Source organism: Kribbella sancticallisti (genome assembly GCF_039530625.1).
Taxonomy (GTDB): Bacteria; Actinomycetota; Actinomycetes; order Propionibacteriales; family Kribbellaceae; genus Kribbella; species Kribbella sancticallisti.
Map to the genome: position 1 here is coordinate 51913 of NZ_BAAAOS010000049.1, position 13313 is coordinate 65225.

A 13313-nucleotide genomic window follows, 5' to 3' on the forward strand; every position below is an offset into this window, starting at 1 on the left:
GGAGGACGTCAAGTCTCCTCCCGGAAGGCGCGGATCAGATAGCCGAGGATGACCGCGAGGGCGAGGATGAAGATCACCACGGCGATCGCGGACGCGTAGCCCAACTGGGTGGACTGGAACGCGGTCGAGTACATGTAGGTGCTGAGCAGTTCGGACGAGTGGTACGGCCCGCCCCTGGTCATCGACCAGACGATGTCGAACGACCGGAGCGAATCGATCACGATCACCGACAGCACGACCGAGTTCACGCCCTTCAACTGCGGGATCGTGACGTACCGCGTCCGCTGCCAGGCTGAGGCTCCGTCCACCTTGGCGGCCTCGTAGAGAGCCGGGTCGACCGCCTTCAGGCCGGCCAGGTAGAGCACCATCACGTAGCCGATCTGCCGCCACAACGCGGGCAGGATCACGGCGTACAGGGCGGTGTCGGGGTCGGCCAGCCACGGCCTGATGAAGTCGCCCAGGCCGACGCCCCGCAGTACGGAGTCGATCAGGCCGTCCGGCTGGTAGAAGACCCGCCAGATCAGCGCGGTGACGACCAGCGAGAAGACCACCGGGGTGAACAGCGCGGCCCGGTAGATGCCGACGCCGCGGCGTTCCTTCTGCAGCAGCAGCGCCATCCCGAACCCGCCGATGACGCTGAGGCCGCCGAAGAGCACCAGCCAGATCGCGGTGTTCTTCAGCGCGGTCCGGAAGATCGGGTCCGAGACCATGTCGCCGAAGTTGCCGAGGCCGACGAACGTCGGTGCCGACAGACCGTCCCACCGGGTCAGCGAGAGCCAGAATCCCTGCAGGGCGGGCCAGAACACCCAGACCGCCTCGATCGCGAACGGGATGAAGACGAAGGCGAGGATGAGCGGCGATACTCGCCAGGGGCGTCGCTCACCGCCCCGCGCCCGGCCGCCGGAGCGCGGCGGCGGGCTCGGAGTGGGCTCAGCCTCGACTGCTGTCGCGGTCACGCCTGGAAGACCTTCTCCGCCGCGGCCTGCCAGTCCTTGAGGATCTTGTCGAGCTGGTCCGGCTTGTCCAGGAACTTGGTCAGCGCGGCATCAGCGGTCGGCTGCAGCGCGTCGCTCGAGTCGCGGTTGAAGAACTGGGTCAGCTCCTGCGCGCCCTCGATCATCGCCTTGCCCTTCTGTACGAGCGGGGTGTCGGCGGACTTGCCGTCCGGGTTCGCGGGGATCGCCGTACCGGAGGAGCTCTGCACGTAGATCTCCTGCGCCTCGGGCGTCGCCAGCCAGGTCAGGAACTTCTTCACGCCCTCGGGGTCCTTCGCCTTCTTCGAGGCGAAGTAGCCGTCGGTCGGCGCCTCCTCGGCGACCGGGACGGACGGGTCGATGATCGGGAACTGGAAGAAGTCGATGTCGTCGAGCGCGTCCTTCGGGGCCGAGTCGGCGAAGAAGGTGCCGATCAGGAACATTCCGGTCTTGCCGGCCAGCAGCGCGGACGTCGCCTCCTGGAAGGGGAACGACTTGCCCTTGGGGTCGAAGTACGGGAGGGCTTCCTGCCACTTGGTGAAGACGGCCTTCACCTTCGGGTCATCGAAGCGGCCCTCGCCGGCCAGCAACTGGCGGTGGAACGGGGCACCGTTGATCCGGATGTTGAGGTAGTCGAACCAGGCCGACGCCACCCACGGGGTGTCGCCCAGACCGATGCCGATCGGCGGAACGCCCTTGCTCTGGATCGTCTTGCAGACGGCGATGAACTCGTCCCAGGTCTTCGGCGGCGTGACGCCCCACTTGGCGAAGTTCGACTTGCGGTAGAACATCCCCCACCAGTAGTAGCTGGTCGGCACGAAGATCTTCTCGCCGTTGCTGCTGGTGGACAGCGTCTGCATCGACTGCGGGTAGTTCTTCATGCTGTCCCAGACGCTGGAGACGTCCAGCAGCAGGTCCTTCTTGGCGTACGAGTCCGCCACCGAGCCGGCGTACCAGGTGTAGACGTCCGGCGGGTTGGCCGAGGTCAGGTACGTCGGGAGCTGGGTGCGGAAGATCTCCGAGGCGACGGTGTTCAGCTTCGCCGTGCTGCCGCCGGTCTTGTTGTAGGCCTCGACCAGCTTCTCCATCGCGGCCTTCGCCTGCTCCGAGGAGAGGTTCGACTGCAGCGAGAGTTGTCCGGTCGCCCCGGCACTGCTGCCCGAACCGGGCGACGAGGTCGAGGTCGCGCACCCCGGGATCAGGGTCGCGGCCCCGAGCATCCCGAGCCCTTTGAGAAACGTCCGCCGATCCGTCATGCCCTACTCCTGAGATCTCGGCACGCGGTCTTCGCGGTGCCAGGTTTTGAGTGGTTCGCGGCGTGGGGGATCTTGCTGCCGCTGGGGAGGATCTTGCTGCCGCCGCCTCGACGTGTCAATATTAATTCGTAAATTACGATGAAATCGCTTGACGTGGTCAGATGCTCACGATCAAGGTGAGCTGCATCGTTGGAGAGATGGAGGATCCGTGCGTCTGGCCGATCGAGTCATCGTGGTGACCGGTGCCGCCACCGGCATCGGGGCCGCCTGCGTGCGGCGCTTGCTGGACGAGGGAGCCTCCGTCGTCCAGGTCGACCTGCGGCCCTGCAAGGAGACGGCCGGGACCATCGCGGTCGTCGGCGACGTGTCCTCACCGGACACCTGGGCCGAAGTACTGTCCCGCGGCCGCGACGACCTCGGCCCGATCGACGGGCTGGTCAGCAACGCGTTCACGGTCGACGTGCGGCCGGCTCACGAGCTGACTTCGGAGTCCTGGCAACGCCAACTCGACGTGAACCTCACCGCCGCCTTCCTCGGCTTCAGGACCCTGTACTCCGACCTGTCGGCGCGCGGCGGATCCGTAGTACTGGTGTCGTCGGTGCACGCACTGGCCGGGATCCCCGGGCATCCTGCGTACGCCGCGAGCAAGGGGGCACTGGTGGCACTCGGGCGGCAACTGGCGGTGGAGTACGGCGGATCCATCCGGGTGAACACAGTGCTTCCGGGTCCTGTCGACACCGCGGCGTGGGACCGTGTCACCGCCGAGGGAAAGGCCCAGAGTGCGCGGGCGACCGCGATCGGGCGGCTCGGTCGCCCGGACGAGGTGGCTGCCGCGGTGACGTTCCTGGTGTCGGAAGAGGCGTCGTTCGTGACGGCCGCCAGCCTGGTGGTCGACGGTGGTTGGTCAGCGGTCAAGGACTCGGCATGAAGGTGAGTGCGTGGTGACGGGGATTCAGCGCGGAGTGTCGCGGGGACTGCACGGGCAGATCGTGGAGGTGATGGCACAGCGCATCCTGTCGGGGCAGATCCCCGAGGGCGCGACGATCAACGTGCCCGATCTGCAGGCGGATCTCGGCGTCAGCCTGACCGCGGTGCGGGAGGCGCTGAAGGTGCTGACCGCGAAGGGACTCGTCGACGCGCGGCAGAAGCGCGGCACGTTCGTCCGGCCCCGGTCGGACTGGAACCTGCTCGACGCGGACATGATCCGCTGGCACTTCGACGACGACGTCCGGCCGGAACTGCTGGAGGAACTGCACGAGGTGCGCGGCATCGTCGAACCGGCGGCGGCCCGGCTGGCCGCAGTACGGGCTTCGGACGCGCAGGTCGCCGCGCTGGACGTGGCGTTGGCGGCGATGTCGTCGGCCACTGACGACCGGGCCGCGGTCGCGGCGGATCTCGCGTTCCACAAGGCTCTGCTCGCTGCCACCGGCAACGAGTTGCTCACCAAGATGGAGGTCATCATGGAGACCGGCCTGGCCGATCGCGACCGGCTGGTCCACCGGGTGAAGCCCTCGGACGATCCCGTACCGAGCCACGCGCGCGTGGTCGAGGCGGTCCGGGCTCACGACCCCGAAGGGGCCGAACTGGCGATGCGGGAACTTCTGGCGAAGGCAGCCGAGGACCTGTCCGCAGTACGGGACTCGTCGGGTCGGGGTCGCGCGTGAAGATCGAGCGGATCGAGACGTTCCTCGTCCCACCGCGGTGGTTGTTCTGCCGGATCGAGACCAGTGACGGCGTCGTCGGCTGGGGCGAGCCGGTCGTCGAGGGTCGCGCCGAGGTGGTGCGGACGGCGATCGAGGTGCTGTCGGAGTACTTGATCGGCCAGGACCCGCTGCAGATCGAACGGCACTGGCAGATCCTGTCCAAGGGCGGCTTCTACCGCGGCGGTCCGGTGCTGAGCAGCGCGGTCGCCGGGCTGGATCACGCGCTCTGGGACATCGCCGGGAAGGTCTATGGCGCGCCCGTCGCGTCGTTGCTCGGCGGGCGGGTGCGGGATCGCGTCCGGGTCTACGCCTGGGTCGGCGGCGACGAGCCGGCCGAGATCGCGGACCAGGTCGCGGCGCAGGTCGACGCGGGGATGACCGCGGTGAAGATGAACGCGAGCGGGCGGATCCAGCCGTCTCCTTCGCTGGCGGAACTCAACTCCATCGTGGCCCGGATGGCGGCCGCGCGTTCTGTGCTCGGAGATGAGCGGGACGTGGCGATCGACCTGCATGGGCGGGTGGGAGTCGCCGCCGCCCGGCGGATCCTGCATGCGGTGGAGGATCAGCATCCGCTGTTCGTCGAGGAGCCGGTGCTGCCGGAGCATCTGCATCACCTGGGTGAGGTGATCGGTAGTTCCACCGTGCCTGTCGCTCTGGGCGAGCGCTTGTACAGCCGCTCCGACTTCGTTCCCGCCTTGGATGCGGGAGTTGCCGTGGTGCAACCTGATGTGTCGCATGCCGGTGGGATCTCGGAGTTGCGGCGGATCGCAGTACTGGCTGAGACGCATGGTGCGCTGTTCGCACCGCACTGCCCGCTCGGGCCGATCTCGCTCGCGGCGAGCCTGCAGGTCTCATTCGCCACGCCGAACTTCTTGATCCAGGAGCAGAGTCGGGGGATCCACTACAACGTGGAGAGCGATCTGACGGCATACGTGACGGATCCTTCGCCGTTCGCTTGGGTGGACGGACATGCGGAGTGGAATCCCCTGCCGGGGTTGGGGATCATGGTCGACGAGGCCGCGGTCCGCGAGGCCGACAAGAAGGGTCACGGCTGGCGCAACCCGGTGTGGACGCACGAGGACGGATCGTTCGCGGAATGGTGACGCCTGATTTGCCGATCAACGAGGTCGCCGTCGACCTGGAGGACGGCGGCCGCTGGACCTCCTTGTCCTTGGGCGGACGCGAGTGGTTCTGGTCAGGCCCCGGCCTTCACACCGGCCCTCGCGACGGGCTGGAGTCCTATGTCGACGTCGGCGGCCTGGACGAGTGCTTCCCGACGGTCCGAGGCGTCCCCGACCATGGTGGTCTGTGGAATCAGCCTTGGTCCTCGCTGGAGGAGGACGAGGACTGGGACGCGGTTCACTACGAGGATGCGGTGCTGCTGCGCCGCTTCAACGGCGGCGACGTACCGGCTGAGGCCGAAACGCACACCATCTGGACCGACTACCGCCTGATCGCTCCACCCGGCTATCGGTTCCTCTGGGCCGCTCACGCGCTGCTGGACTGCGCGGTCGGAGCCTTTGTCGACGCCCCGGCCGGCACTGTCTGTCGCTTGTATCCGGAGGCTGCCGGATTGGTCGATTTCCCGCCTGGTGCCCCTTGGGTCGAGGGCCTTTGGCCCACGCCGGCCGGGCTTGAGCTCAGCAGTTACGATCCCTCGGACGGTACGGCCGTCGGCGCCGTGCTGGTCGACTGCCCGACCGCTGCCGTCGTCGATGGTCCGCTCGAGCTCAGTTTCGCTCTCGATTGCCCTGGGCAACCGACTACCGTGGCCTTGTGGCGCAACCTCGGCGGGTTTCCGGCCGGCGATCCGTACCGCAGCCTGGGTGTCGAGCCGATGCTCGGTCGCGTCTTCGACCTCGCGGAGGCGGGACCTGATGATGCCGCGGTGGTGCCGGAGTCGGGTGTGCTGACCTGGCGGCTTGTGGTGTCCGCCAGGTCAGTCTGATGGTTCTGCTACCCGAGCGGCAGGTCGAGCACAACGTTCGGGACGGTCGTGGAGTTGGCGGTGCGGATGCTGTTCAGTTCGGCCGGCGTGATCGCACGCCGGTAGATGCGGACCTCGTCCAGCGAACCGTCGAAGTGGTGAGCCCCGTCGAGCCGCTGACCGACATACATCTTGAATGGTCTGCCGGGACTGACCGACCCGGCCGGCGCCGCGGTGGTCGCGGCTTGCACCCCGTCGACCCAGATCGACAGCGTGCCCGCCTTGCGTTGCAGGGCGACGTGATGCCACGCGTTGTCGTTGTAGGCCTTGGTGGTGGCGACGGCCGCGGTGTTCCCGTTGGTGGTGATGAGGCCGCGGATCCGGCTGCTCCCTGGTTCGGCGCGGAGCCAGAACTGGGAGAACTCGTTGATCCCGTAAGCCCAGAAGATCGCCTGGTTCGCAGTACTGGCGCCGTACTTGATCCACGCCATCGCCGTGAAGTCACCCGCTCCGACGGCCAGCGACTCGGCGAAGGGCAACTGGATCGCGTCGTCCACGCCGTCGAGATCCCGCGCCTGGCCGAACTTCCCGGTCACCGCGGTCGTGCCGCCGCGAAGGATGCCGTTGTTGCCGAGACCGGAGACATCCGGCGTGGTCGGCCCGGCCGCGCCGTCGGGGTGACCGATGTCAGTCTCGGTGAAACGAGCGAAGCGGATCTGGTCCCGCGCGTCGACTGTTCCGCCTTCGTAGAGCAGCCCGATCTCACCGGTGTCGAGCACCGTCATGTCGGAGTACCCCGACCAGTCGCTGGTGATCCTGGTGCCGTCGGCAACCGACTGCCAGGTCTTGCCCTCGTCGAAGCTCGACCTGATCGTCAGGTACCGGCGCCGCTCCGGATCAGCCGGCGACGCGAACAGGATCCGGTTGTACTTCGCTCCCTGGTCCGTCGCCCGCAATCGGAGCAACGATCCCTGCACGATCGGCGTGGTCAGACCCGGGATGGTCGTGTAGTTCGTCGCGTAGGTCTCGCCTCCATCGTTGCTGATGGCATAGGCACGACTGTCGTTGCCAGTACCGGCACTGTTGTTCCTGGCGCCGGCATAGATGCCGCCGTCAACCTTCTCGACGACGCTGATCTCCTGCGGGACCATCCCGTCGCTACGCAGGTCGGTTGCGCCCTTGTGCCAGGTCTCGCCGTGGTCGTCGCTGTAGACGAGTTGCCCAGCGCCTCTCCCGCCGACGTCGTAGTTGGTCCCGGCGACCAAACGCCCTTTGGGCGCTCCGCGGGTCAACTGGATGCCGTGCACCGGGCCGGTCGCGTACCAGCCCCAGGTCGGGTCGTCGATCTGGTCGCCGATGTTCCTCGCCGTACTGAACGTCTTCCCGTCGTCATCGCTGAACTGGACGTACGGCGTTCGCGGGCGGCTCGTAGTACCGGGGTCCATCGTGGTGAGCAGCACGATCCGGCCCGTCTCCAGGTCCACGATCGGTGCCGGGTTGCCCCGGGTGGCGACGGCTTCGGGGTCTGCGTCGGTGCCGGACAGCACGATCTGCTGGGGAGACCAGGTCCGGCCGTCGTCCTCGGACCGGCGGACGACCAGGTCGATCTCCTGGGAGTCGCCACACCAGGTGCGGCGCGCTTCGGCGAAGGCGAGCAGAGTGCCGAGTTTGGTCCGGACGATCGCGGGGATGCGGTAGCAGCCGTACCCGGCGAACCCCTTGTCGAAGAGGACGGTCTGGGTGACGGCGGCATCGGCGGGTTGGGTCTGCTGCGGCGCGGCGACGAGGCCGGCGCCAAGCAACAGCAGTGGGACGAAGAGGCGGCGGAATCTTGGCATGAGTGTCGGTTCCTGCCTTCCGATGAACGGAAAGTAAACAACGGGGCGGGTTGCTACACCCGTAACTTCTCCACCTCTCTGGGGTGTGAAACCTTGGACATCCCACGTCCTATGTCTTGATCGATCAAATCGTCGGCACGACCGTCCGCGGTCGTGCCATACGGTGAACCCGGGCAACCGAAGGAGACTGTTGTGGACCTGCTGGCGGAGCTCAGCCGACGCAGAGTACTGGCCATCATCCGGGCCGATGGACCGGACCGGGCGCTGGAATGCATCCGGACTCTGGTCGAGGCCGGCATCACCGCGCTGGAGGTGTCACTGACCACGCCCGGCGGCTCGGAGGCGATCACCAAGGCGCGGTCCGAGTTCGACCCGTCGGTCCTGCTCGGCGCCGGGACTGTGGTCAGCGCCGCTCAGGCCGACGAGGTCGCTGCGGCGGGTGCTGGCTTCGTGGTCACGCCCGCCATCACCCGGGGCTCCCACCGCACTGTGGAACTCGGCCTGCCGTTGCTGTGCGGCGCGCTCACCCCCACCGAGGTCGTCGGAGCGCTCGATCTCGGCGCGCTCGCGGTGAAGATCTTTCCCGCGAAACTCCACGGCCCGGGCTACCTTCGCGAACTTCGTGCTCCCCTCCCGAACGCCCCGCTCATCGCCGTCGGCGGCATCGACGCGACCTCGGCCCCCGAGTACCTGGCCGCCGGCGCCTTCGCCGTCGGCATCGGCTCCCCACTGCTGGGCGACGCCGGCACAGGCGGCTCCCAATCCGACCTGGCGATGCGCGCCGCCGAGTTCCTCAAGGCAGTCGCCGATGCCTGACCTTCCAGCTTCCACCGGCCTGCGGCGCCCCTACGTCCACAGCCGGCGCGCTCACGTCCACAGCCGGCGCGCTCACCTCCGGTGCGGCACGCGCACGCGCACGCCTCAGCCCTTCCACCTGCTTACGGAGGTCTGATGCCGGACGTTCTCACCTTCGGCGAGGCGATGGTTTCGTTGCGCTCCAAGTCCGCTCTGCGGATGGGCGGCGACGTTCACCTGTCCGTCGCCGGCTCCGAGAGCAACGTCGCGATCGGCCTGGCCCGCCTCGGCCACGACGTCGCCTGGGTAGGCGCCGTCGGCAACGACGAACCCGGCCAACTGATCCGGCGAACCCTCCGCGCCGAAGCCGTCGACACCACCTACCTGCGGTTCTCCGACGACTCGTTCACCGGCTTCATCGCGTTCGACCAGCCGGCCCACGACATCACCAGGGTCAGCTACCACCGTCGCGGTTCGGCCGGCTCCACCCTGACCGCCGACGAATGCACCGCCGCCCTAGCCGCCGCGACACCCCGCCTGCTGCACGTCACCGGAATCACCCCAGCCCTGTCGGACTCGGCCCGCGCAGCGACGCTGGCCGCAGTACGGGGTGCTGCTGGGGCCAAGGTCTCGCTGGACGTGAACTACCGAGGCCGACTGTGGTCCCGCGCCGAAGCATCCGCAGTACTGCGTGAACTGCTCCCCCACGTCACCACGATCTTCGCCTCGGAGGACGAACTCGACATCCTCACCGACGCCACCGACTCCGTCGCCGACCTCCTCACCACCAATGTCGAAGAGGTCGTCATCACGGCGGGCGCCAAGGGCGCCTGGTCCCACACGACGGCGGGCACGATACACCGCCCGGCCCTCCCGGTCACGGTCGTCGACTCGATCGGCGCCGGCGATGCCTTCGTCTCCGGCTACCTGTCCGCCGCGCTCGACAACCTCCCATCCGAGGACCGTCTGGCCCGCGCTACGACCTCCGGCGCCTTCTGCGTCGGCGCCCACGGCGACTGGGAATCCCTCCCGACCCGCGACGACCTGACCCTCCTCAACCACGCCCACGGCACCGCCCTGCGCTGACCGATTGCGCAGCGGACCGCTGGGTAGTGGGATGAGGTGCCTGGAGTTCCTCACACCATCGGGAGTGCTTCGTGGACGGCTATCCGAAACTGATGCATACCGCGCTGGACACGACGGACGCGCGCGGGTTGGCGGAGTTCTACCGAGAGTTGCTGGGGCTGCGGTACCGGCCGGGTGACGAGCCGCCGTCCGACGGCGCCGACGACGCGGACTGGCTGGTGCTGGTGGACAGCGAGGGGAAGCGGAAGCTGGCGTTCCAGGAGGTCAGCGACCTGCCTGCGTCGACCTGGCCCTCCGCTGAGGTGCCGATGCAACTGCATCTCGACTTCGCCGTCCCCACCGTTGAGGACCTCCAGCGTCACCGTCAGCGGGCGGAAGATCTCGGCGGGAAGCTGCTCCTGGATCGCACCGACGAGGGAGGCGAGCCGCTGTACGTGCTCGCTGACCCCGCCGGCCACCCGTTCTGTGTCCTCGTCGCCCCGCAGGAATGCTGACCGTGCCCTACAACGGCTTACCCGACTGGATCTGAGCCCTGGATCAGGTCGGCCTGCGCCTCGATCTCGGATTCCGGGTCGATCGGCAGCACGATCGTGAAGCGGGTGTCGCCGGGCTGGGACTCGACCCGCAGGTCGCCGTGGTGCTTCTTCACCACGATCCGCCAGGAGATGTCCAGGCCCAGGCCGGTGCCCTCACCGATCGGCTTGGTGGTGAAGAACGGCTCGAAGATGCGGTTCCGGATCTCCTTCGGGATGCCGGGACCGGTGTCGCCGATCTCGACCACGGCGTAGGCCCCGTCGTGCTTGGTCCGGATGGTCAGCGTGCCGGAACCGTTCATCGCCGAGACCGCGTTGTCGATGATGTTGGTCCAGACCTGGTTCAGCTCGGCCGCGTACGCCGGGATCGGCGGCAGGTCCGGGTCGAAGTCCTTCACGACGGTCAGGCCCTCGAACTTGCCCGACATCATCACCATCGTCGACTTCAGCAACTCCCGCAGATCCACCACCTGGTACGGCGCCCGGTCGATCTGCGAGTACTGCTTGGCCGCGCCGACCAGGGTGGAGATCCGGGTGACCGAGTCGTCGATCTCGTTCATCAGCGACTCGGTGTCGATCGTGTACATCAGCCACCGGACAGCACCCTCCAGGTACTCCGGTCCGACCGCCGTCAGCACCCCCTCCATCCACGGCACGTCCAGCCCGACCGCGGCCAGCACCGGCGCGACGTCCCAGCTGTTGCGGACGTCGTGGTCGTCCAGCCAGTCGGTCAGCGCGTCCTCGGCGTCGCTGAGCTCCATCGGCGACAGGTCCCGCGCCTTCGCCACCCGCTCGACCGCGTCCTCCTGGATCGCGACGATCTGGTGCAGCTTGGTCGCGTCGAGGGTGCCGTCGGCAAGCATCGCCAGCTTCGACCGCATCCCGGCGACCCGTTGCCGCAGGGTCGCGGCGGCCCGGACCGCTGCCGCGGCCGGGTTGTTCAGCTCGTGCGTGAGGCCGGCCGACAAGGAGCCCAGGGCAAGCAACCGCTCCCGCTGGCCCATCGTCTCGTTGGTCCGGCGCATCCCCATCGCGAAGCCCTCGATCAGGTGCACCGCCATCGGGAACCAGGTGTTCATCATCTCCGCCATCGCGGCCGCGTCGACGACGAAGAACTCCGACGGCTCGAGCACGTACATCGAGGCCGTGTAGCCCTTGCGGTCGTCGGCCCCGAAGAAGGCGTTGAACGCACCGGCGTACACCCCGCGCTGCGAGGTGCGGTTGATCTCGACCTCCTCGCCCTGCAGCAGCTTGCACAAGCGCAGCCCGCCGGACATCAGCACGTAGCAGCAGGTGGCCTCGTCGCCCTCGGCGAAGACGCGGCCCTCCTCGACGTCGACGACGTACCCGGAGCGGACCAGCCAGTCCAGCTGGTCGTCGGTCAGAGACTCGAACAGGAACAGTGTGCGCAGTTCATCGCGCGTGATCCGGCGCGGTTCGTCGGTCCCCGACATGGACGCGGACTCGGTCATCAGAGCATCTCCAGGTATCGGTGCACCAAGGTCACTGCCATCGCGCCGTCACCGACCGCAGAAGCGACCCGCTTCACGGACTCGGCCCGGACGTCGCCGGCCGCGAACACGCCGGGCATGCTCGTCTCCAGGTGGTACGGATCGCGGTCCAGCCCCCAGCCCGGCGGCCGTCCGCGCAGGTCCGGCCCGGTCAGGACGAAGCCCCGGTCGTCGCGGAGCAGGTCACCCGGCAGCCAGTCGGTCCGCGGTGCCGCGCCGATGAACACGAACATCCACTCCGTGTCCACCTCCCGGCTCTCCCCGGTCGCGCTGTTCTGCAGCGTCACCCGCTCCAAGTGTTCCGAACCCTTGCAGGACACCACCTGCGTACAGGTGTGCACCTCGATGTTGTCGATGCCGTCGATCTGGTCAATCAGGTACGACGACATGGTCGCCTCCAGCGAGGGACCTCTTACCAGCATATGCACGCGTTTCGCGTGTTTCGAGAAATAGACCGCGGCCTGACCGGCGGAGTTCGCCCCGCCGATGATGTAGACCTCCTGGCCGGCACAGCTCGGGCCCTCGGTCGTCGCCGATCCGTAGTAGATCCCCCGGCCGCACAGATCCTCCACCCCGGGCGCCTCCAGCGTCCGGTACGAAACGCCGGTCGCCAGGATCACCGAGTGCGCGGAGATCTCGCTGCCGTCGGAGAACTGCAGCCGCCGGGCCGACCCGATCGTCTCCAGCCCGACCACCTGGCGCGCGGTGAGCAGTTCGGCGCCGAAGCGGACCGCCTGCCGCCGGGCCCGGTCGGTCAACTGCGCCCCGGACACGCCGTCCGGAAAGCCGAGGTAGTTCTCGATCCGGCTCGACTGGCCGGCCTGACCACCGGTGGCAAGGGACTCGACCAGGACCGTGCGCAGCCCCTCGCTGGCGCCGTACACGGCCGCACCGAGGCCGGCCGGACCACCACCGACCACGACGAGGTCGTAGAACTCCTCGGCCGGGCGGGTCGACAGCCCGACCTTGTCGGCCAGCTCAGCCTCGGTCGGAGCCACCAGCACGGTTGCGTCCGGGGTGATCACCACCGGCAGGGTGGAGCCGTCCACTCCGGCCGCTTCCAGGAGGCGCTTGCTCTCGTCGTCGTCCACGCCGAACCAGCGGTATGGCACCGCGTTGCGGGCCAGGAAGTCGCGCGCCGCGAACGAGGGAGCCGACCAGCGATGGCCGATCACCCGGGTCTCGTCGGTGGGCAACTCCGGGGTCGAGCGCCAGAGGTCGAGCATCGAGTCGACCACCGGGTAGAGCTTCTCCTCCGGCGGGTTCCACGGCTTCAGCAAATAGTGGTCCAGGTCGACCACGTTGATCGCCTGGATCGCGGCGTCGGTATCGGCGTACGCCGTGAGCAGGACCCGCCGGGCCAGCGGGTACAGGTCCATCGCCGCCTCGAGGAAGTCGATTCCGGACATGCCCGGCATCCGGTAGTCCGCCAGCAGGAGCGCGACGGGTTCACCCCGCAGCTTGAGCTCCTTGAGGGCGTCCATGGCCTGGTCCGGGGCTTCCGCCCGGACGATCCGGTTCTCCTCGCCGTACCGGCGCCGCAGGTCGCGGGCGATCGACCGGGAGACCCCCGGATCGTCGTCCACGGTCAGGATCACCGGGCGGACTGATGAGCTTGGCATGCTCCTTTCATACCAGCGCCGGACGAATTCCGGTGAGCGTTAATCCCCAGGCGGAATCCGTCCGGCCG

The 13313-nt window shown here is 68.1% G+C and carries 12 protein-coding genes; 7 read left to right on the forward strand and 5 right to left on the reverse strand.

Going from position 1 to position 13313, the window contains the following annotated elements:
* Positions 1-8: 8 nt before the first annotated feature.
* Positions 9-956, reverse strand: a complete 948-nt coding sequence (locus ABD255_RS31605) for a carbohydrate ABC transporter permease (RefSeq protein WP_344220450.1) — start codon at positions 954-956, stop codon at positions 9-11.
* A complete protein-coding gene (locus ABD255_RS31610) occupies positions 953-2230 on the reverse strand; it encodes an ABC transporter substrate-binding protein (RefSeq protein ID WP_344220451.1) in 1278 nt (425 codons plus the stop codon). Before ABD255_RS31610 ends, ABD255_RS31605 begins: the two co-directional genes overlap by 4 nt.
* Before the next feature lie 208 nt (positions 2231-2438).
* On the opposite strand from ABD255_RS31610, the gene ABD255_RS31615 reads away from it, so the two are divergent.
* Genes ABD255_RS31615 through ABD255_RS31630 form a run of 4 tightly spaced genes read left to right on the forward strand, consistent with a single transcriptional unit; the run spans position 2439 to position 5881 of the window.
* Positions 2439-3158 carry an SDR family NAD(P)-dependent oxidoreductase gene (locus tag ABD255_RS31615; RefSeq protein WP_344220452.1) on the forward strand — a complete coding sequence of 240 codons (720 nt, stop codon included), beginning with the start codon at positions 2439-2441 and terminating at the stop codon, positions 3156-3158.
* Positions 3159-3168: 10 nt separating this feature from the next.
* Positions 3169-3894, forward strand: coding sequence for a FadR/GntR family transcriptional regulator (locus ABD255_RS31620; protein WP_344220453.1), 726 nt, complete (start codon positions 3169-3171; stop codon positions 3892-3894).
* Positions 3891-5036, forward strand: a complete 1146-nt coding sequence (gene dgoD, locus ABD255_RS31625; protein ID WP_344220454.1) for a galactonate dehydratase — start codon at positions 3891-3893, stop codon at positions 5034-5036. Before ABD255_RS31620 ends, dgoD begins: the two co-directional genes overlap by 4 nt.
* Positions 5030-5881 (forward strand): hypothetical protein, encoded by an 852-nt coding sequence (locus ABD255_RS31630; protein WP_344220455.1) that lies wholly within the window; start codon positions 5030-5032, stop codon positions 5879-5881. The genes dgoD and ABD255_RS31630 overlap by 7 nt, the downstream gene beginning before the upstream one ends.
* 8 nt (positions 5882-5889) lie before the next feature.
* On the opposite strand, the gene ABD255_RS31635 is transcribed toward ABD255_RS31630, so the two are convergent.
* On the reverse strand, positions 5890-7698 hold the full coding sequence (locus tag ABD255_RS31635) for an exo-alpha-sialidase (RefSeq protein ID WP_344220456.1): 1809 nt from the start codon (positions 7696-7698) through the stop codon (positions 5890-5892).
* Positions 7699-7890: 192 nt separating this feature from the next.
* Here ABD255_RS31635 and ABD255_RS31640 point away from each other — a divergent pair, with 192 nt between their 5' ends.
* The 3 genes from ABD255_RS31640 (at position 7891) to ABD255_RS31650 (ending at position 10073) form a co-directional block, all read left to right on the forward strand.
* Positions 7891-8514, forward strand: a complete 624-nt coding sequence (locus ABD255_RS31640) for a bifunctional 4-hydroxy-2-oxoglutarate aldolase/2-dehydro-3-deoxy-phosphogluconate aldolase (protein WP_344220457.1) — start codon at positions 7891-7893, stop codon at positions 8512-8514.
* Positions 8515-8649: 135 nt separating this feature from the next.
* Positions 8650-9579 carry a sugar kinase gene (locus tag ABD255_RS31645; protein WP_344220458.1) on the forward strand — a complete coding sequence of 310 codons (930 nt, stop codon included), beginning with the start codon at positions 8650-8652 and terminating at the stop codon, positions 9577-9579.
* 71 nt (positions 9580-9650) lie between these two features.
* A complete protein-coding gene (locus tag ABD255_RS31650) occupies positions 9651-10073 on the forward strand; it encodes a VOC family protein (protein WP_344220459.1) in 423 nt (140 codons plus the stop codon).
* Positions 10074-10090: 17 nt separating this feature from the next.
* On the opposite strand, the gene ABD255_RS31655 is transcribed toward ABD255_RS31650, so the two are convergent.
* Positions 10091-11584 (reverse strand): ATP-binding protein, encoded by a 1494-nt coding sequence (locus ABD255_RS31655; RefSeq protein WP_344220461.1) that lies wholly within the window; start codon positions 11582-11584, stop codon positions 10091-10093.
* A complete protein-coding gene (locus tag ABD255_RS31660) occupies positions 11584-13245 on the reverse strand; it encodes an NAD(P)/FAD-dependent oxidoreductase (protein ID WP_344220462.1) in 1662 nt (553 codons plus the stop codon). Before ABD255_RS31660 ends, ABD255_RS31655 begins: the two co-directional genes overlap by 1 nt.
* Between the last annotated feature and the right edge of the window lie 68 nt (positions 13246-13313).